Annotated in this window: 18 protein-coding genes; 12 read left to right on the top strand and 6 right to left on the bottom strand. The window is 54.0% G+C overall.

The features are described from left to right. Positions 1-134: 134 nt before the first annotated feature. From JW953_21950 to ruvA, 5 genes are all read left to right on the top strand, one after another. Positions 135-1,019, top strand: coding sequence for a class I SAM-dependent methyltransferase (locus tag JW953_21950; protein ID MBN1995367.1), 885 nt, complete (start codon positions 135-137; stop codon positions 1,017-1,019). Positions 1,020-1,092: 73 nt separating this feature from the next. Further along, positions 1,093-2,628, top strand: coding sequence for a xylulokinase (xylB, locus tag JW953_21945; GenBank protein ID MBN1995366.1), 1,536 nt, complete (start codon positions 1,093-1,095; stop codon positions 2,626-2,628). A 173-nt stretch (positions 2,629-2,801) separates the two neighbouring features. Continuing rightward, positions 2,802-3,551, top strand: coding sequence for a YebC/PmpR family DNA-binding transcriptional regulator (locus tag JW953_21940; GenBank protein ID MBN1995365.1), 750 nt, complete (start codon positions 2,802-2,804; stop codon positions 3,549-3,551). Then, entirely contained in the window at positions 3,551-4,042 is a 492-nt protein-coding gene (gene ruvC, locus JW953_21935; protein MBN1995364.1) for a crossover junction endodeoxyribonuclease RuvC, read from the top strand. The genes JW953_21940 and ruvC overlap by 1 nt, the downstream gene beginning before the upstream one ends. After that, positions 4,039-4,623: a Holliday junction branch migration protein RuvA gene (gene ruvA, locus JW953_21930; GenBank protein ID MBN1995363.1), complete on the top strand. Its 585-nt coding sequence runs from the start codon at positions 4,039-4,041 to the stop codon at positions 4,621-4,623. Before ruvC ends, ruvA begins: the two co-directional genes overlap by 4 nt. Before the next feature lie 26 nt (positions 4,624-4,649). Here ruvA and mnmE read toward each other — a convergent pair whose 3' ends face one another. Then, positions 4,650-6,029, bottom strand: coding sequence for a tRNA uridine-5-carboxymethylaminomethyl(34) synthesis GTPase MnmE (gene mnmE, locus JW953_21925; GenBank protein MBN1995362.1), 1,380 nt, complete (start codon positions 6,027-6,029; stop codon positions 4,650-4,652). A gap of 175 nt (positions 6,030-6,204) precedes the next feature. On the opposite strand from mnmE, the gene JW953_21920 reads away from it, so the two are divergent. The 4 genes from JW953_21920 to JW953_21905 all read left to right on the top strand — a co-directional run bounded on the left by JW953_21920 (position 6,205) and on the right by JW953_21905 (position 15,613). After that, a complete protein-coding gene (locus tag JW953_21920) occupies positions 6,205-8,511 on the top strand; it encodes a HAMP domain-containing protein (protein ID MBN1995361.1) in 2,307 nt (768 codons plus the stop codon). Between the two features lie 471 nt (positions 8,512-8,982). Beyond that, positions 8,983-10,665 carry a tandem-95 repeat protein gene (locus JW953_21915; GenBank protein ID MBN1995360.1) on the top strand — a complete coding sequence of 561 codons (1,683 nt, stop codon included), beginning with the start codon at positions 8,983-8,985 and terminating at the stop codon, positions 10,663-10,665. Positions 10,666-10,692: 27 nt separating this feature from the next. Beyond that, positions 10,693-13,248, top strand: a complete 2,556-nt coding sequence (locus tag JW953_21910) for a DUF11 domain-containing protein (protein MBN1995359.1) — start codon at positions 10,693-10,695, stop codon at positions 13,246-13,248. 127 nt (positions 13,249-13,375) lie between these two features. Beyond that, on the top strand, positions 13,376-15,613 hold the full coding sequence (locus JW953_21905; GenBank protein MBN1995358.1) for a hypothetical protein: 2,238 nt from the start codon (positions 13,376-13,378) through the stop codon (positions 15,611-15,613). A gap of 293 nt (positions 15,614-15,906) precedes the next feature. Here JW953_21905 and secD read toward each other — a convergent pair whose 3' ends face one another. From secD to JW953_21885, 4 genes are all read right to left on the bottom strand, one after another. Further along, on the bottom strand, positions 15,907-18,384 hold the full coding sequence (gene secD / locus JW953_21900; protein MBN1995357.1) for a protein translocase subunit SecD: 2,478 nt from the start codon (positions 18,382-18,384) through the stop codon (positions 15,907-15,909). Between the two features lie 290 nt (positions 18,385-18,674). Continuing rightward, positions 18,675-20,282 (bottom strand): fibronectin type III domain-containing protein, encoded by a 1,608-nt coding sequence (locus tag JW953_21895; GenBank protein ID MBN1995356.1) that lies wholly within the window; start codon positions 20,280-20,282, stop codon positions 18,675-18,677. 546 nt (positions 20,283-20,828) lie between these two features. Next, positions 20,829-20,999, bottom strand: coding sequence for an Rdx family protein (locus JW953_21890; protein MBN1995355.1), 171 nt, complete (start codon positions 20,997-20,999; stop codon positions 20,829-20,831). Between the two features lie 208 nt (positions 21,000-21,207). Continuing rightward, on the bottom strand, positions 21,208-22,137 hold the full coding sequence (locus JW953_21885; GenBank protein MBN1995354.1) for a prolipoprotein diacylglyceryl transferase: 930 nt from the start codon (positions 22,135-22,137) through the stop codon (positions 21,208-21,210). A gap of 216 nt (positions 22,138-22,353) precedes the next feature. Here JW953_21885 and JW953_21880 point away from each other — a divergent pair, with 216 nt between their 5' ends. From JW953_21880 to JW953_21870, 3 genes are all read left to right on the top strand, one after another. Then, positions 22,354-23,121, top strand: coding sequence for a triose-phosphate isomerase (locus JW953_21880; protein MBN1995353.1), 768 nt, complete (start codon positions 22,354-22,356; stop codon positions 23,119-23,121). Between the two features lie 20 nt (positions 23,122-23,141). After that, the gene (locus JW953_21875; protein MBN1995352.1) at positions 23,142-23,903 is read left to right on the top strand and encodes a hypothetical protein; all 762 of its coding nucleotides are present in this window, start codon (positions 23,142-23,144) and stop codon (positions 23,901-23,903) included. 300 nt (positions 23,904-24,203) lie between these two features. Continuing rightward, complete coding sequence (locus JW953_21870; protein ID MBN1995351.1) at positions 24,204-26,015, top strand: AMP-binding protein; 1,812 nt, start codon at positions 24,204-24,206, stop codon at positions 26,013-26,015. Between the two features lie 174 nt (positions 26,016-26,189). Here JW953_21870 and JW953_21865 read toward each other — a convergent pair. Then, the coding region (locus JW953_21865; GenBank protein MBN1995350.1) for an acetylxylan esterase at positions 26,190-26,735 on the bottom strand (546 nt) is incomplete at its 5' end.

Below are 26,735 nucleotides of genomic sequence, written 5' to 3'. Positions count from 1 at the left end.
ACCCGGGCAGAAACAAAACATTTTTTGAGTGATTGCCGGGGATGTGGTATGATGAGGGGGTTATAGCAAACAAAAACAACAACCAGACAGGCCGGGGCCACCATTTTAGTGGCCGGGAGTATGATGGAGGAGTTATGGCGCACAAAAACAATGACCAACACCTGGCTAAAGCGCTCTGGAAAATATACCATCGCCCCGGCCGCCCCGCGCCTTGGAGTGAAGGCGGCAATTTACCCTGGGACGACCCAGATTTTTCGGAACGGATGTTGCGGGAACACCTGGACCAATCGCATGGAGCGGCCTCGCGGGTAACAGGCGAACGGTTGAAGCAGATTGATTGGCTGTGGCAGAAACTGGAATTGTTTTCCGGCGCATGTCTGCTGGACGTAACCTGCGGGCCGGGCCTTTACGCGGTAGAATTTGCCCGGCGAGGCTGCGCAGTAACCGGCGTTGACTTTGGCCCGGCTTCTATTGCTTACGCCCGTGATCTGGCTTTGAGCCAGGGCGTGGCCAAGCAGTGTACGTTTGCGCAAAAAGACATCAGGCAAATGAATTACGGCCAGGCCAGCTTTGACGCCGCTATGTTTATTTACGGCCAACTGAGCGTTTTCAAAAAAAATGAAGCCCAGGCTCTGCTGGCCCAAATTGCCCGGTTTTTAAAACCGGGGGGCAAACTGGTCGTAGAATTGCTCAACCAAGACCGGGTAGATAAAAACCACAACACCTGGTGGTTCACCGACGACAAGGGCCTGTGGGGTGACAAACCCTTTTTGCACCTGGGCGAACGCTTTTGGGACGAAGCCGAGGCTATGTCCATTGAACGGTTCCACATTATCCACCTGGAAACGGGAGAGTTAGAGCAAATTATGCTCTGCGACCAAACTTACACGGTTGAAACAATGATAGAGATGATGAAACAAGCCGGCTTTGCTACGGTTGAAGTTTATCCCGGTTGGGACAACCTGCCCCTGTACGATGCAGAGGAGTGGGTGGTGTACGTAGCCGGTAAGGCGAGTTAGGCCCTGTTTAAACCTCAGAAGTCGCCAACACCGTCCGCTATCTGGTAGATTATTGCCTCAAAGGAGAGGAACCATGACCACCAAAAACTATGTTCTGGCCCACGACTTGGGCACAACGGGCAATAAAGCCACGCTCTACAACCGCGCCGGCGCTTTGGCCGGCAGCGCCTTTTACCCCTACGGCACCGAGTATGCCCACACCGGTTGGGCCGAGCAAAACCCCGCAGATTGGTGGCAGGCCGTGTGCGGCTCCACCCGCCAACTCCTCCAACAAACCAGAGTTGGCCCCACCGAAATAGCCTGCCTTGTTTTCAGCGGGCAAATGATGGGCTGCGTGCCCCTGGATAAACAGGCCCGCCCCCTGCGCCACGCCATTATCTGGGCCGACCAGCGCTCGGTGGAGCAGGAGCGCTGGGTGGGTGAGCGGGTGCCGCCGGAAGAAGTTTACCGCCTTACCGGGCATCGTCTCAGCGTCTCATATTCGTTGAGCAAAATACTCTGGCTGCGCGACCACCAGCCGGATATTTACCGCGCCGCCTACAAAATTGGCCATGCCAAAGACGCAATGGTAGCCCGGCTGACCGGCGCTTTTGTTACTGACCCCTCGGATGCGTCGGGAATGAACCTTTACGATTTGAAACAGGGCGCGTGGTCGGAGCGCATCATCGAGGCCGTTGACCTTGACCCGGCCAAACTGCCTGACCTGCGCCAATCCATTGATGTTGTTGGCGGCGTGCTGCCTGCTGTGGCCAATGAAGTTGGGGTAGCTGCCGGAACGCCGGTGGTTCTGGGTGGAGGAGATGGCCCATGCGCCGCCACCGGGGCCGGGGTGGTGGCCGAGGGGATGGCCTACAATTATGTCGGCTCTTCTTCCTGGATTGCTATGGCCAGCCAACAGCCCATTTATGATCCCGATTTTAAAACCTTTACCTTTGCCCATGTGGTGCCCGGCATGTTTACGCCCACCGGCACCATGCAGGCTGCCGGAGCCTCTTACCAATGGACGCGAGACCAATTGTGCCCGGTAGAAGTTCAGGCCGCCGCCACTTTGCGGCTCAATCCGTATGAATTAATGAATTTAAAAGCCGAAGACTCGCCCGCCGGAGCCAACGGGCTGATTTTTCTGCCCTACCTGATGGGTGAACGCAGCCCGCGCTGGAATCCGCAAGCACGTGGCGCATTCATCGGCCTGACCATCCGCCACACCCGCGCCGATATGGTGCGGGCCGTATTGGAAGGCGTCACCTTGAACCTGCGCGTCATCCTCGATGCCTTCAAGGCGCAGGGCGCGCCGATAGAGGCGATGCGCCTCATTGGCGGCGGGGCGCGAGGCCGTTTCTGGAATCGATTGATGGCCGACATCTACGGCATCCCTGTCCAACGGCTGGCGACTCTGGAAGAGGCTACCTCCATGGGGGCCGCCCTGATCGGCGGGGTTGGCGTGGGCCTGTACCCGGATTTTTCGATGAGCGAGACGATGAACGAAATCGCCGAAACAATCCTGCCCGATCCGGCGGCTCAAGCAGTGTATGAGAAAATCTACCCCGTCTTTGAGACGGCGTATCAGGCCTTGATCCCCCTCTACGAAATGATGGCTAAAACAAAATAAGTTTCAGAATGATGTGACCTGAATAGCTACCAACGGCTTTTATTTGGCAGCCCCTATTCTCTGGCAAGTTTCTGGCCTTAATGATATAATGTCGGGTAAATAAAGCCCATTTTTTTAGATAGAAAAATAACCCGGGCGTTCCCAACAAAAAATAGTTACAGAAGGGGTGGAATATGTCTGGCCATAGCAAATGGAGCACCATTAAACGTAAAAAAGGCGCGGAAGACGCCAGGCGAGGTAAGGTCTTTACCCGCCTGACCCGCGATATAATGATTGCTGCCCGCAGCAGTAGCGACCCGGCGTCGAACCCAACGCTGCGCACGGCCATTGAAAAAGCGCGGGCAGCCAACATGCCCAAAGACAACATCGAACGGGCCATTAAAAAAGGCACGGGTGAGTTGGAAGGGGGCGAACTTGAGGAAATCATCTATGAAGCCTACGGCCCGCACGGCATCCCTATCTTGATCAAGTGCCTCACCGATAACCGCAATCGCACCCTGGCCGAAGTGCGCCGCGTATTCAACCGGCAGGGGGGTAATATGGCTGAAGCCGGGGCAGTCAGTTGGATGTTTGACACCAAAGGCTATATCACCCTGGAACGCAACGACCAGGACCCGGACGAGATTTTTATGCTGGCCGTTGACGCTGGCGCCGACGATGTGGAGATTAGTAACGAAATGATTGAAATCTACACCCTGCCCATCCAGCTTCACGCCGTGGCCGGCGCGCTGGCCGACAACGGCCTTAAAATTGACGAAGCGGAATTGGCCCTTATCCCCAAAAACGAAATTGAATTGGACCCAAAAGAAACTCAGCAGGTGATGGGCGTAATTGAAGCGCTGGAAGAACTTGACGACGTGCAGCAAGTTTACTCCGGCCTGCACCTCAGCGATGCGGCCATCGCCGAACTGGCCGCGGCTTGATGCGGGTTTTGGGCGTTGACCCCGGCACCGCTATTACCGGCTGGGGCGTGGTAGAAGGGGACGGTGATGATTTGGCCATGGTGGCTTGCGGCGTGATCACCACGGCGGCAGGCACGCCGCTGCCGGAACGCCTGCAAACCATTTACCGCGAACTGACCCAAATTATAGACCGCTGGCAGCCGGCCATCTCGGCCATTGAAGAGCTGTTTTTTAGCCGAAACGCCAAAACCGCCTTGGCCGTGGGGCACGGGCGGGGAGCGGCAATGTTGGCCCTGGCCAATGCCGGACTGCCCATTATGGAATACAAACCGCTGGAAGTGAAACAGGCTCTTACCGGCCACGGCGGGGCCGACAAACAGCAAATGCAGCAGATGGTCAAACTGCTATTGTCGTTAGACGACATCCCCCGGCCCGACGATGCAGCCGACGCTCTGGCCGTAGCCATCTGCCATAGCCATTCGGCCCGGCTGCGAATGTTGGAGAGCAAATGATTGGTTCTTTGCGCGGCGAAATCATTGATAAAACAGACGACGCGGTTTTGCTTGAAGTCAACGGGGTGGGCTTTCAGGTGCTGGCCCCGGCCACGCTGCTCGATATCTTGGACGTGGGCGTTAAAACCCAACTTTTTACGCACCTGCACGTCCGCGAGCAAGAGTTGACCCTGTTTGGTTTTGCCGATAAAGAGGAATTGGATTTGTTCCGCACCCTGCTTAAAGTGCAGGGCATTGGCCCCAAAGTGGCCCTGTCCATTCTCTCGCATATCCCCATTGAAACCTTGCGCCAGGCCGTGGCCCGGGAAGAGGCGGCCCTGTTGGCCCGGGTGCCGGGCATTGGGCCTAAAAAGGCCAAACAAATTGTTTTTCAACTCAGAGATAAAATTGGCCTGGAAGACATCTTTGTAACCACCGTGCCCATTAGCGATAGCGACGGCGAAGTGATTGCGGCCTTGACCACCCTGGGCTACAGCGTGGTGGAAGCCCAGGCCGCCCTGCAACAACTGCCCCAGGAAGCCCGGAATCAAAGCGTTGAAGAAAAGGTAAGGCTGGCGTTAAGCAGTCTGGCCAAACTTTAAACCATTTAACCTCGGAGTGTTCAACGTTATTTCCCAATACAAAACTTGCCAAAAATGGTATCCAACAAATCCTCGGTCACGGTTTCCCCGGTGATTTCCCCCAGGGCTTCAACCGCCTCGCGCACGTCAATCGAAACCAGATCGGGGGAAATATCGTTTTGTTGGGCCTCAATGGCGGCCCGGATGTGGGCCAGGGCGCGTTGGAGCAAAGATTTATGCCGGGGGTTGCTCACCAGCGGTGTATCGGCCAGAGTGACCCGGCCACCCAGCACCAGATCAACAATGGCCGTTTCCAGGGTGTCAATTCCCTCTTGGGTAAGGGCAGAAATAAAAACACGGGCTGCGGCAGTGGGCAAAAAATCAGCCGGGATGGGGTGCGCCTCGGTGGCGGCCAGGTCATTTTTATTAATGACCAACAAAGCCGGTTTGTTTTTGACCAACGCCTCAATCTCCCAATCTCCGGTTTCCAGATCACCACTGCCGTCAACCACCAGCAGGGCCAAGTCGGCCCGGGCCAGGGCGTTTTGGCTGCGGGCTACGCCCATGCGTTCAACTTCATCCGTAGGCGCGGCCCGGATGCCGGCGGTATCTACCAACACCACCGGGATGCCGCCCACATTGGCCGTTTCTTCCAGGGTGTCGCGGGTGGTGCCGGGAATGTTGGTCACAATGGCCCGGTCGCCGCGCAGCAAGGCATTGAGCAGGCTGCTTTTGCCCACGTTGGGCCGGCCCACAATGGCGGCCCGCACGCCCTGGCGATAAACAATGCCGTTGTCGGCGCTTTGAAGTAACTTTTCCAGCCGCAAGGAGGCTTCACTTAAAGGACCAACGACATCCTGAAAAGGGATTTCGTCTTCCACAAAATCAATGCTGGCTTCCAAAAAAGCCAGGATATCAAGCAAGGCCAGCCGCACCCCAGAAACCTGGGCCGAAAGAGAGCCGCCCAGTTGTTCCGTAGCCACCCGCAGGGCGGCGTCGGTTTTGGCCTCAATGATGTCCAGCACGGCTTCGGCCTGGGCCAGGTCTAGCCGGCCGTTGAGAAAGGCGCGCAGGGTCATCTCGCCCGCCTCGGCGGGGCGGGCGCCCAGGCTGAAGGTCAGCTCTAAAATTTGGCGCAAGGGCGTAATGCCGCCGTGGGCTTGAATTTCAATGATGTCCTGCCGGGTGTAACTATGGGGTTTGGGCATGTAAACTACCAGGGCCTCGTCTACAACGGCCTGGGACTCAGGCTCAATAATGTGGCCGTAATGCAGGCGATAGGGCTGTAACCGGCCCGCTCCTCTGGCCGAACGAAAGAGTTGTTGGCCAATGGCGCGGGCTTCCGGGCCGCTGATTTTAACAATGCCAATACCACTTTGGCCTATTGACGTAGCAATAGTAGCTATGGTATCATCTAAACTGTACATAATTAATAGTTTTCTCCTGAAGATTCCTTAAAGGCCGGGACCTTATTCAACCGGAAAAGAAACTAGAGGGGGACACACCCCCCAAGCCTACCGGCAGTTTCTTAGTAGGATTATACCATAAGCCCCTGAACCGGGGGAGACAATGGTATCCAGACCTGAGTTGTTTTGATAGATCATGAAGAGTCCGCTCCAGTGGCTGAGCGCGGGATCAAGATTTTTCTCGTCCAGCATTCGACATAGAATTATCATCCCCTATGCTTTGCTAACGTTGGTGTTGGCTGCATTTGGCACGTTTGTGGTCACCCAACTGGTGGCCGGCAGTTTTGAAGAGCGTTTCCGCAACCAGTTGCTTGATGCCGGGCGGATTGTGAGCGATGAGATCGTCAATCGAGAAGAACTGCGCCTGGAAGTGGAACGGGCCGTAGCCAATACCATTGGCGTGCCCCAGGCCCTGGTTGATCGCAGATTTGAAGAGCTTGACAACCTGGTCTCGCCCATCATCGCCAATGCCGCCGATATTGACAGCATTGTGCTGCTGGATACCCAGGGTAAGGAAGTGCTGCGTTTGCAGCGGGAAGCGGTGTCGCCCAACGCCCCCGCCCAAACTTATCTGGGCAGCGGGGCAGACTTCTTCAACTGGCAAGCGGTGGCCCGCGTTTTGTCTGATCCTAAAGGCAACCTCAAAGAGGTGCAACTGGCCATAGACCCCACCTCAAATGAACGGATTGTTTACACCGTTGGCCCGGTCAAAATGGACGGAAAAACCATTGGGGCCGTGCTGGTGGGCACCTACCTAAAAAAAGAAGTTGAGGCCATTCGTGATCTGGCCCTGGCCGAAATCACTCTGTTTGACGACAAAGGCAATGTCATCATCTCCACCCTGGTGACCACTGAGGCCGACCGGGAAAAGTTGTCACAAGCTCTCACCCCGGAACGGTTTCAACAGGTGATTGACCAGGGCGGAGAAGTGACGCTGCTGGAGGATATAGAGGATACAGGCGCCCCGGCTGAACCGGGAGTAGAAGCGCGCGGGCAAAATTATCGTTTGGCTTTTGCGCCTTTTAAACTGCGGGACCGGATCTACGGCATTTATGCCGTAGCCCTCTCTACCAATTTCATTACCGACACCAACAACCAAAACCGTCTGTTCCTGTCTATTATCTTTTCCGGCGGGGTGGTGGCGGTGCTGGTGATTGGTTACGCCGTTTCCCAACGGATTATCCGGCCCATCATTCGCCTGGTGCAGACCTCGCAAGAGATTGCCAAAGGTAATCTGGACCAGCGCACCGGCCTCAAAGGCAAAGACGAGATTGGCTCTCTGGCCAGCACCTTTGACAATATGACGGCCGAACTGCAAAGAAAAACGGCCGCGTTGCGGGAAGAAGCCGGTAAACTCAACGCTATTCTTAACAGTATTGCTGATGGGGTAATTGTGCAAGATTTAGAGGGCAATATTATCACCATCAATCCTGCGGCTGAAGGAATTTTTGAGGCCATCGGCGGCGATTTTGCCTATTTTCAACTTCAAGAGAATGGGGTTACAAGTCAAGCATACCAACCGGGTAAAGAACAATCGTTAGAATTGCTCAATCATTTGACCGGTCTTGACTTCCACGAGTCGCGCCGTTTTGAAATAGAACGCCGATTTTTGAGCGCCCTCTCCGCGCCGGTGGTCACTTCAGATGGCGAGCGGTTGGGGTCGGTGGTGGTGCTGCGCGACATTACCCGCGAAGTTGAAGCCGAAAAACTCAAGGACGACTTCATCACCAGCATGTCGCACGAACTCAGAACCCCGCCCACCGCTATCAAAGGCTACAACGATTTATTGAAGATGACGGCCTCCAAAAAATTGGACGAGCGCGAGTTAAGCTTTATTACGGCCATCGAACAAAATGTAACCGACCTGCTCAATATCATCCAGCAAATGCTAGACCTATCGCAAATTGACGCCGGCACGTTAGGCATTGACCAGGAAACAGAAGACCTGGTGGAAATTGTGCAAACCGAGGCCGAACAATGGGCCGCGCAAATGGAAAAGAAAAACCTGGCCTTCAGCATCCATGTGCCTGATGAGCCTATCTGGATTGAAGGTGATTGGAGCAGATTGACCCAGGTGATGCATAATCTGCTCAACAATGCTTACAATTACACGTTGCCGGGCGGCAGCGTGGAGGTTTGGGTAGAGTCAAAAGATGGTCAGGTTCAGGTTGACGTAAAAGATACCGGCGTAGGCATCTCTGAAGAGAACCAGCGGTTTCTTTTTACCCGCTTCTTCAGGGCCATCCATGAAGAGAGCACTTTTGAAGTAAGTGGGGCCGGCCTAGGTTTATACATGAGCAAGGCCATTATTAAGGCTCACCAGGGAAAAATCTGGATGCAAAGCAAACTGAACCAGGGCAGTACCTTTAGTTTTTCTCTGCCGGTGTTGGAACAGGAACCGGCCCATGCAGAGAAAGACATTGTTAAGTTTGTTGAAACTTAGGCCAACTTTTGTAAAGCCGTTCTGGGCAACAATGATTTTTATTTCTAAACTGGGTATGGGTGCAAACCCGGTTTAAAAAACTCCTGCCCCAGAAATAAATATCCTGGGCGATATAACCGCAACATGGGGCAGTTATAAAAACCCAAGTCCTTAACACCGCTATTGCTTTCCAAAAAGCTTAACTTAAGTAACCCGTGAGATACAACAGCCGGGACAAGCTTAAAATTGGCTCTGCCATTATTTTAAAGCGCATCCTTTGCGCCTGGTTATAGACTCCTTATTTAAGGAAGCAATTATTCCAATGGCCGTCACTTTGTCAAAGCAGTCAGGCGGGCGCACTTTTGCCAGTTGAAAAACTCCATTCACTAAAGTGCTGGCCGTTTGGGGTTAAAGGCCGACATGATAACCGAAAGGTCCCAATCCTCACCTGGGGAAACCGGCAACAAAAACACAAAAAACGAAAATGATGAGGTGCGAAAAATCCTGATTGCCCTCATTTTTTTGCTATTGAGTTTTGCCTGTATTTTCTGCTCTTCACAAAGCGCGCTCTGGTTTATTGATGAAGATCAGGTGCAAGCCAGCATGCTTTCCGGAAACAAAGCCAACTATGAGCTTGACCCGTCAATAGCCCCGGCCCCTCTGGACCGCAACAGCATTGCCACTGAAATTGCCCATGATCAAGACACGCTCCGGCAAACGCCGCAGGCGTTGGGAATTGTGGATGAGGTTGCGTTCTTGCCCAACCCGGTTCCCACGTTGGCTCCAACCCCAACCCCTTCCCCCTTACCGCCAATCCCAATACCGCCGCCTACCCTATCATCGCCTCCCTCCCCCGTCCCTCCCACTGCGCCGCCACCTACCGCGCCCCCAGCCCCAACCACCGCGCCGCCAACTGCTGCGCCGCCTACGCCTGTGCCGCCCTCCAGCCCAACACCTCCACTGCCGACGCCAAGCCCGGCGTTGCCAACACCTACGCTCATCCCGCCCACACCCACGCCTATCCCCCCCACTCCAACCCTCGTTCCACCACCCCCGCCCAACCAACCGCCAATAGCCATAGACGACGCCGCCAATACAAATGAAAATACGCCGGTCACGGTCAATGTTTTGCTTAATGATAGCGACCCGGACGGGACGCTTGTGCCCGGCACCGTCGCGGTTATCAGCGGCCCGGCCAACGGCGCCGTTGCGGTCAATCCCGGCACCGGCCAAATAACCTATACCCCCAACCTTAATTTTAGCGGCAGCGATACTTTCATTTACCAGGTCTGCGACAATGACGGGGCCTGCGACACGGCTACGGTCACCATTACCGTTATCTCCATCAATGCCCCGCCCAATGCGGTGGATGATCCGGCGTTTACCGATCAAAATATCCCTATCACCATTACCGTGCTAAATAACGACAGCGACCCGGACGGCGACCCTCTCACCGTTATTGCGGTGGGGCTGCCCGCCAACGGCGTAGCCACTACCAACAATACCACGGTCACTTACACCCCCAACCCCGGCTTTGCCGGTAATGATACCTTCACCTACACCATCAGCGACGGCCTTTTAACCGACACAGCCACAGTGACCGTCAGCGTTAACGGCCCGCCGGTAGCGGTGAATGATACACCCAATACGGCGGAAGATACCCCTACCGTCATCAATGTGCTTGGCAACGACAGCGACCCGAACGGAGATACCCTGACCGTGATTGCCGTGGGCGCGCCCATGAGCGGCACCGCCACCATCAATGTGCCGGGCTATACGGTTACGTATAACCCCAATCCCAATATCAACGGCACCGACAGCTTCACCTACACCATCAGCGACGGCGTTTTTACCGATACGGCGGTCGTCACGGTCACCATTTTTGCCATCAACGACCCGCCGGTAGCCAACCCAGACGCCTATACCACTCCTCTCACTACTACCCTGGTTATCTCCGCCCCCGGCGTATTGGGCAATGATACGGATGTAGACGGCGACAGCCTGACCGCCAATCTGGTTACGTCGCCCGGCGCCGGCGTTCTGATACTCAACCTGGATGGGTCCTTTGTTTACAGTCCCACCGTTTTTGGCGTCTACACCTTTACCTATAGGGCTTATGACCCCATCCTGACCCCTTCCAATGAAACCGGCGTCACCATTACGGTTTTGCCGTAAAAATGCAGTTAGCAAGGGCAAAAAAATTTGTCGCAGCCATTAAACCTATCCCAGCGGGTCACAGTTTTACAAACTGCGCCCAAAACCTCTCCCAAAAAATCATTGGCTCAGTTGGCGCTGACCGTTTTCCTGGGCAGCCTGGCGGTGGCCGCGGCTTTGTTTCTGCTTTTATGGGCCACCTCCCAAAAAATACAGGCCGCGCCGCCTATTCGCCCTTTGTTGGCCGTTATCACCAATACCACCGTTATTACCCACACTGCGGCTACCACCCACCAAATGCGGGTGTATGCCAACGGCAGAATCAGCAATCAATTCCTTGACCAAAACAACCAAAACCAAATAGACCAGGATGGAAATGATATCACCGGCACCACCATTGCCGTCCGCTTTGATCAGCATACCGGCGATAATGTGGATGTGGGGGTGCAAGGCGATTTTATCCCAACAACGCCAATCACGCTTTACACTTCTCCCCACAACAACTATCCAGCCTACAGTGAGGATAGCCGGGTAATATATGCCAGCAAGGCGCTTTCATATCAAATTACCCAACGCACCCTGGCCACCCCGGCCAATAACTGTGTGATCATGGAATTGGATATTGAAAACACCGGCAGTATCTCTCTGACCGAGGGCAAGCTACTATTTATGGTGAATATAGATGTAGCTCTTTCCGAGAATGGCGACATAGGGTACTACGATCCTGCTCGTCGCCTGGTTTATCTTGCAGACGAGAATGAGGCAGCTCCGTTATACGATGGATTTGCTATGGGGGTGGCGCTGCTGCAAGGCAGTTGGCGAGGATATGGCATTAATGGGGATAGAAATGTTTTTCCTCCAGAAAGTTATCCCATTACAGATTTTGATATAAAAAATCAAATGATTACGCCCTCCAACACCATTACCAATCTCCCAGCCGACGACCATATTGTTTGGATTGTGGCCAATATCCCTGATCTTACTTCTGGTCAGACCACACCGTTGGCTTTTGGCCTGTGCGCCGCCAATGGCGCCAGCAGAAGTGAGGCCCAGGACGAGCTCATTGATACTTTTGAGAAACTGGTCAACCTCGCTGTAATAAAAACAGCTACGCCGGCGAGCGGCAGCTCTGTTTCAGTTGGTCAACAGATAACGTACACCATTGCTCTCTCCAACACGGGCGACCGGTACGTGGATAATATCGTGGTCACCGATGCCGTGCCCGCCGCCACAAATTTAGTCACCTATAGCGTCAGCCAGGGCAGCATTACGGCCACAGGCCGCCTGGTGACGGCTACGGTGGGACGGCTGTATGCCACCAGCGATACGGTCACCATGACCCTGGTGGTGGCCCCGGTGGCCACCACAACCCCAGGGGTGATTATCACTAACCAAGCCTTCATCAACAGCGAGCCAATCATCACCCAGACCAATCTGGTGACCCATGAACTGGGTACGGTTGGCCTGACCGCTACAAAAACTGCCACCCCCACTGCGGGTAGTTCGGTTTTAGCGGGCCAACAGATAACGTATACCATTGCTCTCTCCAACACGGGCGAGGGGTACGTGGATAATATCGTGGTCACCGATGCCGTGCCCGCCGCCACGGATTTGATCACCTATAGTATCAGCCAGGGCAGCATTACAGCCACAGGCCGCCTGGTAACGGCCACGGTAGGACGGCTGTATGCCACCAGCGACACAGTCACCATGACCCTGGTGGTGGTCCCGGTGGCCACCTCAACGCCCGGAACTATCATCACTAACCAGGCCTTCATCAACAGCGAGCCGATCATCACCCAGACCAATCTCGTGACTCATGAATTCAATACGCTTGGCCTGACCCTCACCAAAACCGGCCCGCTGACCGCGGCGGTGGGTGATAGCCTTGTCTATAGTTTCACCGTTGCCCTGAGCGGCACAAAATCTGTCACTGCGGTTATGGTAACCGATAGTATCGCCGGCAACACCGGCTACAGCAGCGGCGATGTCAACAGCAATAATCTCCTGGAGACCGGCGAAACGTGGGTGTACACGGCCGCCTATACCATCCAACCCACCGATACTCATCTACTGGTAAACACCGGGACTGTTTCAGGCAAAGATCTGAGCAATAACAACGTGGTTGCCACCGACACCCACACCACCACCCTCTCCTTTGACCCGCAATTAGTGGTGGTCAGCAGCGGCCCGGCCGTGGCCAACCTGAACGAGACTGTAGTTTTTACCTTTATTGTGATCAATTATGACATGCAATCTCTCTTTCTGTTTGGTTTGGACCTGATCAACATCGCCAGCATTGGCGACGGTTCCCCCATCAGTATCACCCAGGTCACCGATACGCTGGCCGGGGAAGCCGCCTATGCGTTTGGAGATTGGAATAACAATAGCACCCTTGATGGAGGCGAGGGTTGGGTTTATACGGCCAGCTATACCATTCAGGCCGCCGCGCCCAACCCCTTAACCGGCGTAGTGGTGGCCGTGGGCCGGGATATGGAAGGCGATGAACTGACAGCCACCAGCGATGTCCATTTTACGTACCTGAACCTGCCGGACGCCGGAAATAGTACCTTTATGCCAATTATTTTTAAGAATGGGCCTTGAATTAATGCCCAAAATGGGGTAAAGTGTATAGGCAGAAGAGAACAGAAGAGGTTGGCGCGACAAAGTTTTTGGGAAAATTTTGCCGCCAGGGCCATTAATTAGGGGCAGAGGATAATGTTTGCAGATTGTGTCTATAGCGCCTACAAAAATACCTGCTGCTTCAGAATGGCAGAATAAGCAATCAAAAAACGAAAACGACGGCTGGCGCAGAACTTTGCTGGCGCTCATTTTTCTGTTGTTGAGTTTTGGCTGTATCCTCTGTTCTTCGCAAACCGCCCTGTGGCTCATCCGGGAAGAGCAGGTTGAAGCCAGCATGCTCTCCCCGAGAATAGCCAATTACGGCACGGACCTGTTGCTGGCGCCGGCCCCCCTGAACCAGAGCATTATTGCCGAAGTGGCCCGTGATCAGATTGCGCTTCAAGCAGCCAATGGTTCCGGCGTGGTCAGTGAAGTGGCCCTCTTGCCCAATGCTTGGCCCACCTTTACCCCCACTCCGGCCCCTACCCCTTTGCCATCTCCTTCGCCCACTGCCATTCCGCCCACCTTGCCGCCGCCTTCACCAACTACACTGCCCACACCTACCACACCCCCAACCCTGGCCGCCTCGCCAACGCTGGTTCCCCCATCGCCAACGCCTGTTTTGCCCACCGTTACCCCTGCTTTACCTTCCCCGACGGTTGCGCCACCTTCACCAACCTTTGTTCCGCCCACCGCCACTCCCCTGCCGCCCACTTCGCCGCCACCCACCTTGCCGCCGCCTACGGCCACCCCCATCCCCCTCCCACCGCCGAGTGTCGCTTTTAGCGCGGCAAATTATAATGCAAACGAAGCCGATGGTTTGGTGACCATAACGGTAAATCTCAGCGCAATTTCAGGGCAAACCGTCAACGTAAACTACGCCACCGCCGATGGTTCAGCCACGGCCGGCAGCGACTACACCGCCACCAACGGCGTGTTGACTTTTCTGCCCGGCCAGATCAGCCAAACTTTTGCTGTAACCATCATCAACAACGCAGTTGTCGAGGGGAACGAGACCTTTTTCGTTACCTTGAGTAATCCTGTTAACGCTACCCCAGGCGCGCCCAACCCGGCCACGGTGACAATTATTGACAATGACCAGCCCACCGTTCAATTTGACCGCCCCATTTATACCGTGAGTGAAGATGTAGGCGCAGCGCTCGTTACCGTCACCCTGAGTGTGCCTTCACCGTTTACCGTCACCGTAGATTATGCCACCAGCGACGGTTCGGCGACGGCCGGCAGCGACTACACCGCCGCCGGTGGCACTTTGCCTTTTGCGCCCGGCCAAACCGCCAGCGCCTTTACCATACCCATTACCGACGACATTCTGACCAACGAGTTCACCGAAACAGTCAACCTCACTCTCAGTAACCCCACCAACGCCGCGCTTGGCCCGCCCAACCCGGCCACGCTGGAAATTGTGGACAACGACGGGCAACCGGAAGTGAGTTTTATTTCTACAGAGTTCAGCGCAAACGAGGGCGATGACGGCGGAACAGGTATCGTCACCGCTACCGTTGCCGTTACGCTCAGCGCGCCATCGGCCCTGGCGGTTACGGTCACTTATAGCACCACCGACGGCAGCGCCACTTCTATTCCACCTCTCCCGCCGCCCCCCCTGGGCAATTATGATTATAATCCCGTGAACGGCGCGCTGATTTTTGCGCCCAATCAAACCGGCCAGAATTTCGTTGTCCAGGTCATTAGTGATACCGTTAATGAGCAGCCGGGCGAAACGTTAACGCTCACCTTGAGCAGCCCGGTTAACGCCACGCTTGGCGCTACCCCGGTATCCGCGCTCACCATTGTGGACGATGACGGTTGGGGTTGCAACCCTATTGGCTCCGGCACGGGACCGGAAGTATATCCAACTACCCCCCCAAACGGCTCTGAAAGAAATCTTACCTGTGGCGCCGCAATTGTGGTTGACCTGGGTGGATACCCCATCATCATGAATGATGACACCAACTTTTATGAATTGGTTTATTACGAACTTGGGGCAGGGTTGGGGATTATGCTGGACAAAGTTATTATTCAAGTTGGCCCAACTAATAGCGGCCCCTGGTTTACCGTTTTTTACTGGGGCGATAACCTGGCCGATACCAATACCAATCTTTGGCCCACGTACGGCCCGCCGGAAAATAACAATGCCGACCTTAGCGCCGCCGTTCTTTACAACGGCACCCCCTTCATTGTTCCGCCTGCCCCTGATACCGGCATCCAAATAGACGTAGACGCCCGCGCCCCCGCCGACCTTGGCCCGTATCAATACGTGCGCATTTTCTCGCCTTTTAATGAACTCGGCGAAGCAGCCCAAGTTGACGGCCTGCAAGTGATTCCTTAAGCTTCTCGGCAAGCAAGTTTATTGGCCCTGGTCAGCGCCAACAAAGCAAAAGACAACTTGGTCTGAGCAAGTTGTCTTTTTTATACGCTCCCAAATTCTACATACGCTTATGTCATTTCGAGGCCATAGGCTGAGAAATTCCCGGAAGCTCGCTTGAAAACATTAAGCCGTAGGGATTTCTCGCTACGCTCGAAATGACATGGAGCCTGTGTCAAGCTTTTCAGACAGGCTCTAAAGACGAACGAACCGCCGGTTCGTCTGGAACCTTTAGGGGCTTATATAATTGATGGTTATCAAGTAGTAGCTTCCACCGGCGCGCGGCCAATCAATCGCCGGAAGAAATTGCCGAATTCGCCATACCGCCAGGAAACCAACACCGGCACGGCGTTGAAAATAGAAGAGTAAGTGCCGCTGATAATGCCCACCAGGATGATGGCGGTAAATTGCCTGATGGTACTGCCGCCAAACAGCAAAATAGCCAGCACCACAAAAACGGTGCTCAACGAAGTGACGACGCTACGATTGAGCGTTTCTAACAGACTCCGGTTACAAACAACGCCATAAGGTTCCATGCGATACCGGGGGAGATTCTCCCGGATGCGGTCGAACACAATAATGGTATCATGCACCGAGTAACCGATAACGGTTAAAATAGCGGTGAGGAAAAGGGCGTCAATTTCCCAACCGGCTACCAGCCCGGCAATGGCAAAAAAGCCGGCCGTCACCAAAATGTCGTGCAGCATGGCCACCACTGCGGCCACCCCATACCGGAAGGCGTTGGGCACGGCCCGGAAGGCAAAGTACAGGTAAAGCAGGATCGCCACCGCTGCTACGGAAACAGCGATAAGGCCGGCCCGGGTTACCTCTGCCCCAATTGTGGGGCCAACAGAGTCAAACCGCAACTCCTCAAAGTTACCCAACTGCGTTCTCAATTGGGCCTGGAGCGTTGATTTGGCCTCGTCGGGTAAAAACTTGGAACGAACCAGAATTGTTTCTTGCCCCAATTGTTCGGCCGTGGTCACAGTGGCATCCTTATAATCAACGCCGCCGTAGGTGAAGCCGGTAAAAATTTGGCGAACCTGGCTGGGCCGGACCGGCTGCTCAAACTGGAGTTCCATCAACGAGCCGCCCTCAAAATCAATGCTGGGTTTCAAGAGGGAACCAAATTGGGCCATCGAAATGCCCATGGCCATCAAGCCGGGGATAATGACCAGGACCGATAGAAGATAAAACCATTTACGTTTGTCCACAATAGCATACAAACCTTTGGCCCAGCGGGGCACTTTGGCAAACCTCTCTTGCAAGGCAAAACCCATCAAAAAGACGCTGTTTTTTAGTCCTTCGCCGGTTAAACCCAACATAAAACGCAGGAAGGTCCGCGTGACCGTGACCGCCGTAAAGATATTGGTGACCACCCCCAGGGCCAGGGTTACGGCAAAGCCCTTGACAATGCTGGCCCCAAAGTTGGAACCAAACCAGAACAAAATGGCGCAGGTAATGAGCGTGCTCACCGCCGAATCTCGAATAGAAGGCCAGGCGCGGGAGAAGCCAAGTTCCATGGCCCTGTTCAGGGTGCGCCCGGCCCGCAGTTCTTCTTTCAGGCGCTCAAACACCAGGATATTGGCGTCTACGGCCATGCCCAGGGAGAGAATAAAGCCGGTGATGGCGGGCAGGGTGAGCGTGACCGGGATGATTTTGTACAGGCCAAAGTTGAGCAGGCCATAAATCACCATGGCCAGGGCGGCCATAAAGCCCGGCAGGCGATAGTACACAATCATAAACAGCAGCACCACAATCAGCCCAATGGTGCCGGCGCGAATGCTCTTTTGCACCGAGTCCTGCCCCAGCGTTGGCCCCACCGAACGGCTTTCCACTACTTTTAGCGGCACGGGCAGCGCGCCGTAGCGCAATTGAATGGCCAGGGCCTGCCCTTCCGTCAAGTCGGCATTGCCCAGGGAGATGGTGCCGTTCTTATCAATTCTGGCGTTGATCACGGGGCAAGAGATGACGGTTTTATCCAGCACTATGCACAGGAAACGGCCAATATTGTCTCCGGTGTGTTCGGCAAACCTGTTGGCCCCCTCATCTTTGAGGCTGAAGTATATTTCAACCACCCGGGTATCGGGATTGAAACCGGCATTGCTTACTTCTTCCAGGTCGCCGCCGGTGATGACGGTTTCGTAGACCTGCGCCGGCGCCGTGGGTTCTGCTGAAGGCTCTTCGCCTTCGGCGGGGGCCTCGGCCGGGGTTTCGGTTTCTTCAGGTTGGGCGCCGCCAAAGGTGGTTTGGATAACGGCGCCGTCGGGAATAGGCGTGAGGCCGGCGTCTACAAATTCCAGCAGGCCGGTTTCGCGGATGGTGCTGATGGCCAGTTCCGGGTCGGAGATGCCGGGCAGTTCCACAATGATGCGGTTGTCGCCCTGTAGTTGCACCAGCGGCTCGGTTACGCCCAGGCCATTGACCCGGTTATCTACAATAATCCGGGCCGCTTCCATGGCCCCCTCCGGCAATTCCTGGCCGGTGGGCAGGTCGGCTTCCAACACCACTTGCAGGCCGCCCTGCAAATCCAGGCCCTGGTGAACTTTAACGCTGCGTTGTTGGCTGCCTTGCCAGGGCATTAAAACGGCCCATAAGGGAGTTGATTCTACGGAAATTTCGCCTTCGGCCTGGGCCGGAAAAACGTACTCCAGATCATCAACGGCCACAATCCAGGCCAACAGGGCGGTCAATAAAAGAATACCAATCAGAATACTGATGTTGCGTCTGTCCATAAATGAAACTACTTTCTAGTTTGAATTTTAGAAAGAGTAGTATAGCACAGTTTGGTGATTGCCAAAAAAATCCCCCGCCTGGAATTGAGGCGGGGGGACGAATTAATAAAACTCGATTGGTTGGATACATCAAGCGTGGCTTTTAGTTAGAGTGTATTTCATTTTTGGGGCGAGTTTGACCCATCTACCCAAAATTCACCACAGAGACGCCGAGAACGCAGAGTTTTTTCTCCGCGACCTCTGCGCCTCGGCGGTGAGACAATATTCGCCCAAAACTGAAATGCTCCCTTTTAGTTACGCCGCAGGATAACCGGCACGTAAATGAACTGGGCGTTGGTGGCGGAAAGGCTATAGTTAGAATCGCCGCTGCCATTGTACGCCCGCACGTGATAGTAATAAACTCCGGCAACCACAGTATTGCTGTAGGTGGTTACATTGGGGCCGGTGGTACCTATTTGCGTCCAACCGCTCAGGCCATTGGCCGACCGCTCAATCTTAAAGCCGGTTTCGCTAATGCTGTTGTCCGTCCAGGCCAGGTTGATCTGGGTGGGCGAAACCTGGGTGGCGCTTAGATTGCTGGGGGCAGTGGGCGCGCCGCCCGGCGGGGCCGAGGTGGTATCATTGGCCGGGCCGGCGTAAGTAGAGTCGCCCAGGCTGTTGTAGGCCCGCACCCGGTAGTAGTAAGTGGCGCTGGCGAACAGGCCCACATCATTATAAGTGGTTACATTTGCTACCACCGTAGCAATTTGGGCCCAAGGCCCGGCGCCTGTTAGCGAGCGTTCAATCTTAAACCCATCCTCGTCGCTGCTGTTATCCGTCCAGGCCAGGTTGATTTGATTCTGGGCGCTGGTAGTGGCGCTTAACCCGGTGGGCGGATCGGGGGAGCCGGCTACGGTCCAGCCCATATCTTTGAAGATGCCCAGAACAACGGGGCCAGGGTTGTGTTCTGCCTCTCCTGACGCCAGAGAGTATGTCATCAGGGCATTCGCTGTACCGTTAAATATTTCATCAACGTGGGAATAACTGGAACCACTATCCCAGGTGGAAGGGGTATACAGTTTGACCCGGGTACCGCCGTTGGCGGCGTTGGCATTGGTCCCATTAAAATAGACGCCCCCGGCATTGCCCAGAAGGGCGTTGCCCAAAGCAACAGAGTTATTAGGATAATTCAGAAGTTTAGTGGCACTATTGCCATCTTCGCTGAAAAGATCAAAGCTGGCGGGGCTGGTGGTATCTTTGCCTACGCCGCCGCTATACTCCAAAAAACCGATAAAGCCTAAACCGTGGCATAGCTCGTGCAGTACCACGCTAACAAAGTCTAACTGGCCGCCGGGGTTGCCGTCTGTACCATAATACCAGCTAAAGGTACTACTGAAGTTGGCCCGTATATCCGCCACGCCGGGGTCCAGATCGCTATTGGCTAACGAATTGGCTAACGCTACCGCATACCAGGTGTTAGGAGTTGGAGCATTTGCAAAATTCCTATAGTAATTTCTTGCCCCGGCCGAACCAAGGACACCCGACGGCAAATCCGACCGCCAACAGGCATCCACCTCTATGGGCACATTTGAGGTAAGGAGCGAAGCCCAGATATTGGCAGCGTGCAAAAAAGCATTTTTGGCATCATTGGGCCAGGCCGTGACCGTTCCGGTACAACTGGCCGGATTCCAATTGACGTTGATGGTGGCGGCCTGGATACCCAGTTCGGCCTGTTTGGGAGGAGGTACATAAAAAGGGAAAAACCGATCATCGTAACGCACCACCACTTCGCGTCCTGCCCCTAATGCTTCCGCTCCAACTTGCGAAGCCGGATTTGCGTTGGGTATAAAAGCCACCAGTACTAAGGCAAACAAAATCAATCCAATAAATAAAGCAATTTGTCTGTTAAAACCTTTCATGAATATTTTCTCCTAATTAAATAAATGAGTTTTTAGAAATTTGGTGATGACCACAAACAGGGGCGGCGGCGGCCCCGGTTATGGGCCTCATTACGGACAATCCTGTAGAACGATTATTCACTTTTGAGGTGACGGGCCAAAAAACTACTCAACGGTTTTTGAAATCCGCCTCCCATTTTAGACGATTTGGGGTTACTTGTAAACCCACAAATTTGAGGGTTTTGGCCAAAGATAAAAACTGGTTATGGTAAAACAGGCCCGGGGCATCAGCTTTTCCCATTGTAGCAAAAAAAAGGGATCTTGTCACTAACTTTTTGGGGGTAAACTTCAAGCCGTCGCAAATAATGTAGGAGTTGCGCACGTTCCAGAGGTGACAGTCACTTTGTAAGTGACTGTCACCTCTGGAATGCATCAACGATTTGCGTAAGTTCAAAAATAAACAAATAACGCGAATATACCTAAAAATAATAAAAATCGTCCGCGCTATTCGTGTCATTTTGTGGTCTACAAGGGGTTAGACAAACCCTGATGGATCAAGGCTCTTGCTTAAAGCTTGGCCTTGATCAACCGGCGCGCCTCGCCGGGTTGGGCGTGGCGGCCGGTGGCCAACTTGGAATAGACCAAATCGCCGTTGACCACCACCTCAAATTTGCCGCCGCTGGAAGGGATGATCTTAACGGACTCGAGCTGGGCCTCAACGGCGTTATCTTGCATCAATTCATTGAACAGGCTCACGGCCTGGGGGGTATAGTTTCAAACCCGGCAATACTCAATGGAAATGGTTAACATTGGATAACTCCTTGAAAAATTGTGAATGGTGAATGGTGAATGATTAATGGCGAATGACTCAGCCGATTATTTGCCTGCAACCTCTAGCTTCTGCCTTTGGTTGTCTTTGCTGATTCAAGCAATTAATTTTCCACCATTATTTTCTGGCCGGGCGGCGACGCTGCGGCTGTTGGGTAGGATGGGTCAGCGGGCTGGTGGCCAGGCCGGGTTTGCGGCGGCGATAGATCATCAGGCCAAGGCCAATCAAAATCATCACTATGCTCACCATTTGCGCCACCGGAATGCCGTAGGCTGTCCAGGCGTCGGGGCGGAAACTTTCAATCAATATCCGGCCCAACGGATACCAGATGAGATAAAGCGAGGCAATATCGCCATCATATAATTTATGGTAATACTTGCGCCCCAGCCACATCAACAAAACAAACCCAACCAAGTTCCAGATTGACTCATACAGAAAGAGGGGATGGAACAAGGTGCTCTCCAGGGGATAGGTGGTGAGATCATTATACGGCGCAAGGCGTTGATTCGCGTCGGTAATGAGAATGCCCCAGGGTAAATTGGTGGGAGGGCCGTAAAGCTCCTGGTTGGCATAGTTGCCCCAGCGGCCAATGGCCTGGGCCAGGATCATCCCGGGGGCAGCGATGTCGAGCCAGCGCCATACATTCAAATGCTGGCGGTAACAGTAAATCAGAATAGCCAAAACACCGCCCACAATTGCCCCAAAAATCCCAATGCCGCCCTCCCAGATAAGCAAAGCGGTTGGAAAAGGCACAGCCGCGCCAAACAGGTTGAGCGTGGTAAAGGGGTGTTCAATAAAATAATAGGAGAAATCGCGACTGGTTCCGGCCGGGCTGGACAACACGTGATAAAGTCGCGCGCCCAGGATACCGAAGATCAAACACCAGATGAGAATATTCCAGGCATGTTCCGGGTCTTCATTGCGGCGCTTGGCTTCAAGCGAGGCGATGTAGGCGGCGGCCAACGCGCCCAGCACAATTAACAGGCCGTACCACCGCACGGTGAAAGGTCCAAATTCAAAAAGAATGGGATCAATTGGGGATGGCATATTTTCTCCTCATTTTTACCGGGTGAGTTATAAAACGCGGTGTATTATAGCACAGTCTTACGTATAATCAATACTCACCGGCGGCAATTTTCTCAAGCCCATCCCCTTTTGCCCAACCCTTACCTGCTTCCCATGCTTTTGGTGATTAATCCCAAGTGTGGTAAGATACGGCGATTTTATTTGGTTATATCTAATTTTGGAAGGAGACAATTGGAGATGCGAACCCCAATTATTGCCGGAAACTGGAAAATGCATAAAACCATTGCCGAAGCCGTGCTGCTGGCTCGCCAGGTCCGCGAGGCGGTAGCCGACATTGAAGGGGTGGAAGTGGTGTTGTGCCCGCCTTTTACGGCGTTGAGCGCGGTTGAGGATGTGATCACCGAGAGTAAAATAGGCCTGGGCGCGCAAAATATGCACTGGGAAGACCAGGGCGCGTTCACGGGCGAAGTATCGCCCCTGATGCTGAAAGGTTGGTGTGATTACGTGATCATCGGCCACTCCGAACGCCGCCAATATTTTGGCGAAACCGACGAAGGAGTGAACAAAAAAACCAGGGCGGCTCTGGCGCATCATCTCAAGCCCATTGTGTGTGTGGGCGAAAACCTGGCTCAAAATGAAGCCGGCGAAACCGAATCCTTTGTCGGCGGCCAGGTAAAAGCCGCGTTTGCCGATTTGCCCGCCGCAGAAGCCCAAAAAGTGGTGGTGGCCTACGAGCCAATCTGGGCCATTGGCACCGGCAAAAATGCCGAACCTTCCGACGCCAATAACATCATCGGCGGGGTTATCCGGGATACGCTGGCCAAAATATATAGCCAAAACGTGGCCCAACAAATCAGAATTCAATACGGCGGCAGCGTTAAACCGGATAACATTGAGGCTTATATGGCCCAGCCCCACGTTGACGGCGCCCTGGTGGGTGGGGCCAGCCTTAAGGCCGATAGCTTTGTGGCGCTGGTCAAAGGCGCGCTGGTTAAATATCGTTAAAATGAACTTTTTCGCGTGACATGTCCGGTTGGTCTACCCTTTTTTGGCTCATTGTTTCTTTTGCCGTAATGTACCCCCTGAAACGTTGGATTAGCGCCCACGTGCAGGGGGTTGCTTTTTTATTGACCGGTAGCCAGAAAGCCGCCATGTGGGTTTTTTGGGTGTTGTTTTTACCCGGCACTTTTTTGCACGAACTCAGCCACTGGCTCACGGCCAAATTGCTGCGGGTCAAAACGGGCCGTTTTTCCTTGTGGCCCAAACAACGGCGGGGACAACTCCAGATGGGCGCGGTGCAGGTGGAAGTGGCCGACCCTTTCCGGCACAGCCTGATCGGTTTGGCCCCGCTTATTTTTGGCAGCATCGCTATTCTGCTGATTGGTTTGGGCTGGCTGGAGTTAGGGGGAGTGGGCCAGGCCCTGACCGGCGGCGACCTGGAAGTAATGTGGCAGGTTATAAGCAAAGTGCTGGGCACCCCCGACGTGTGGTTGTGGCTTTACCTGATTTTTGCCATTTCTAATGCCATGCTGCCCAGCGCCTCGGACCGCGAAGCCTGGTGGAGCGTGCTCATTTACCTGGGGCTGGCCCTGTTCCTGGCCATTGGCCTGGGCCTGAACCCCACGCTATCGCCCCAACTCCAGCAGCTTGGCCTGACCCTTATTGCCCATCTGCTCTATGCTTTTCTCATCACCATTGCCGTGGATATACTCTTTATTTTGGTGATTTTTTTTATCGAAACGTTTTTTGCCTGGGTGTTGGGCCGGCAGGTACGATATAATCATTAACCGGCACCCATCTCCAACCATCCCCAAAAACCCAAAAAATTCAGCGCCGTTTGCCTGACAACCCACAAGCGAGTATACTCTGCCCGGACGCCTTGCCACCTTGTTTCCACTAATCCAAAACCGCCTGTTTGATGAGGAGTCCCAATCATAAACCTCAGGATAGCCCTCGTATCCAATGCCAAAAAGAGGTGTTTTAGGCTAAAGATTGGCGTTTCTGTGTTCTTTCCGCAAAAGTTGGGGAATTTTGAACAGCAGCGATCCGGTCAATGGTAGACCTTAGAATCAAAGGAGGATTCAATTATGGCTTCACACGTGTGGCATCAATTTTATGATCCCGAAGTACCTACTTCAATTGATTATCCCGCTAACCCGGCCGACTATTTTTTGCGCAAAAGCGCCCAAAGATTTCCCCATAACATTGCCCTCATTTTTGGCAGCCTGGCCCCTGTAGTTGGCGAAGTCCACAGTAAAATGACTTACCAGAAACTCGATGCCCTGGTGGATCGTTTTGCCGCCGGCCTGCAAGAGTTGGGCTTACAAAAAGGGGACCGGGTAGGCATTTACATGCCCAACTGTCCCCAGTATGTCATTGCTTATTACGGCACGCTGCGAGCGGGCGGCATTGTGGTGCCCTGCAACCCGCTCAACGTGGCCCGCGAGGTGGAGCAGCAGTTCAATAACGCCGAGGCCACCTATGCCGTGGTGTTGAGTATGCTCTATCCAAATATCAAACAGGTGCGCGCCAAAACCTCGCTCAACCACGTGATTGTAACCAACATCAAAGAATACTTCCCCGGCTTGCTCAAAACCCTGTTTACAGTGGCTAAAGAGAAAAAAGGCGGGCACCGGGTTGATATTTCCGGCGACCCCCATACCACCTGGTTTCAAGATTTTTTGTCTTCCGCCCCGGCCAAACCCCAACCCGTTGAAATTACGCCAGACGACACCGCCGTGTTAATGTATACCGGCGGCACCACGGGCGTGCCCAAAGGGGCCCAACTAACCCAAAAAAATATTGTCAGCAACGCGCTCCAGGCCGCGGCCTGGCTGATGGGCGGCGGCACCGGCACCGATGGCGAAGAAGTGATGCTCACCGCCCTACCTATGACCCACAGTTACTCCATGACCGTTTGTATGAATCTGTCGGTTTTCCACGGCCATACGCAAGTGATCATCCCCAATGCGCGGGATATTCCTCATTTATTAACCGCTATTAACAAACACAAACCCACCCTTCTGCCTGGCGTGCCCACCCTGTACACTGTTATCAACAATAATGCCGGGGTTAAAGCAGGCAAATATGATCTAAAATCCATCAAAGCCTGCATCAGCGGGGCGGCGGGCTTGCCGGTGGAAGTGCAACAAGAGTTCCAGCGGATCACCGGCGGCAAATTGGTCGAAGGCTATGGTCTCAGTGAGGCCTCGCCGGTAACCCATGCCAATCCCCTGGGCAGCGGCGGGCGGATTGGCACCATTGGCGTGCCCATCCCCGATACCGAGGCCAAAATTGTAGACAACGAAACCGAAGAAAAGGAATTAGGGCCAGGCCAGACCGGGGTGCTTTGCATTCACGGCCCCCAGGTGATGAAAGGTTACTGGCACATGCCCACCGAAACGGCCAACACCCTGCGCGAACACGCGGACGGAAAAATATGGCTGCATACCGGCGACGTGGCCGAGATGAGTGAGGATGGTTTTTTCCGCATTGTGGACCGTAAAAAAGACATGATTCTGGCGGCCGGTGGTTTTAATATCTATCCGCGCGATATTGAAGAACGGCTCTACGAACATCCCAAAGTGCTCGAAGCCGCCGCCATTGGCGTGCCGGTGGGCGGCACCAGCCAGCGCCCCAAAGTATTTGTTGTGCTCAAAGAAGGCGAAGCCGCTACCCGGCGAGAGTTGATTGATTGGTGTAAAGAAGGGCTGGCCGAATACAAAATCCCGCGCTACGTTGAGTTCCGTAATGAGTTACCCAAAACAATGGTGGGTAAAATCCTTCGCCTCCAGTTAATGGCCGAAGAACAGCAAAAGGCCAAAGAGAAAGCCGAAGACAAGGCCAAAAGAAAAGCAGAAAAAGAACCGCACGGGGAACCGGAAGAAGAACTGATTTAAACCCTATAAGGCTCAACAGCGACAATTTTTGGTGCAGGAAAATCAACTCAGTTGCAGGGTAGCAAAGTAGCAGGGTAGCAAAGTAGCAGAGTAACGCCTTTGTTACCCTGCTACTTTGTTACTCTTTAAACGTGCCTCTGTAGCGTCTGTCATTCTTACTTTCTTGTTACTTTATCAGAGTTTTTGCATAAACTTAAAAACGGTATCCGCCCGGCCGGGTAAATTTTCGTGCCCGTAATCAGGATAAAGGGCCATTGACTTTTTGGCCTTGATTTTATTATAAGCGGCAAATTGGGTTGACGGCGGGCATATTTTATCCAGCAGGCTGACAAACATAAGCACCTCACCCCGAATGCGCGAAGCCAGGTGTTGCACGTCAATGTAACCCAGTTTGGTGAATAACTCCTCCTCGCGCTCGTGGAGCGGGTCAAAACGGCGGAAATAGAGGTGCAGTTCAACGTAAGCTTGCTCGGCCAGGTCAATTTCCCACACTCGCTGATAGTCGCACAAAAAGGGATACACCGGCGCCACCAGTTTGAGGCGGGGTTCCAGCGCGGCGCAGGCCAGGGTCAACCCGCCGCCTTGACTGCCGCCTGTGGCGCCCACCCGGTTTTCGTCCACGTCGGGCATATCCATTACAATTCTGGCTAACTGGGCCGTGTCCAGAAAAATCTGGCGATAGAGCATCTTCTCCGGGGCATCGGCCAGGCCGCGCACAAT

Source organism: Anaerolineae bacterium, from assembly GCA_016931895.1.
Lineage (GTDB): Bacteria > Chloroflexota > Anaerolineae > 4572-78 > J111 > JAFGNV01.
This window is presented reverse-complemented; position numbering and strand designations above follow the sequence as displayed.

Coding starts and splice junctions, on each gene's coding strand:
- xylB (MBN1995366.1), top strand. CDS start 1,093: ATGACCACCAAAAACTATGTTCTGGCCCACGACTTGGGCACAACGGGC.
- JW953_21885 (MBN1995354.1), bottom strand. CDS start 22,137: ATGCCATCCCCAATTGATCCCATTCTTTTTGAATTTGGACCTTTCACC.
- mnmE (MBN1995362.1), bottom strand. CDS start 6,029: ATGTACAGTTTAGATGATACCATAGCTACTATTGCTACGTCAATAGGC.
- ruvA (MBN1995363.1), top strand. CDS start 4,039: ATGATTGGTTCTTTGCGCGGCGAAATCATTGATAAAACAGACGACGCG.
- ruvC (MBN1995364.1), top strand. CDS start 3,551: ATGCGGGTTTTGGGCGTTGACCCCGGCACCGCTATTACCGGCTGGGGC.
- JW953_21875 (MBN1995352.1), top strand. CDS start 23,142: ATGTCCGGTTGGTCTACCCTTTTTTGGCTCATTGTTTCTTTTGCCGTA.
- JW953_21940 (MBN1995365.1), top strand. CDS start 2,802: ATGTCTGGCCATAGCAAATGGAGCACCATTAAACGTAAAAAAGGCGCG.
- JW953_21950 (MBN1995367.1), top strand. CDS start 135: ATGGCGCACAAAAACAATGACCAACACCTGGCTAAAGCGCTCTGGAAA.
- JW953_21920 (MBN1995361.1), top strand. CDS start 6,205: ATGAAGAGTCCGCTCCAGTGGCTGAGCGCGGGATCAAGATTTTTCTCG.
- JW953_21895 (MBN1995356.1), bottom strand. CDS start 20,282: ATGAAAGGTTTTAACAGACAAATTGCTTTATTTATTGGATTGATTTTG.
- secD (MBN1995357.1), bottom strand. CDS start 18,384: ATGGACAGACGCAACATCAGTATTCTGATTGGTATTCTTTTATTGACC.
- JW953_21880 (MBN1995353.1), top strand. CDS start 22,354: ATGCGAACCCCAATTATTGCCGGAAACTGGAAAATGCATAAAACCATT.
- JW953_21870 (MBN1995351.1), top strand. CDS start 24,204: ATGGCTTCACACGTGTGGCATCAATTTTATGATCCCGAAGTACCTACT.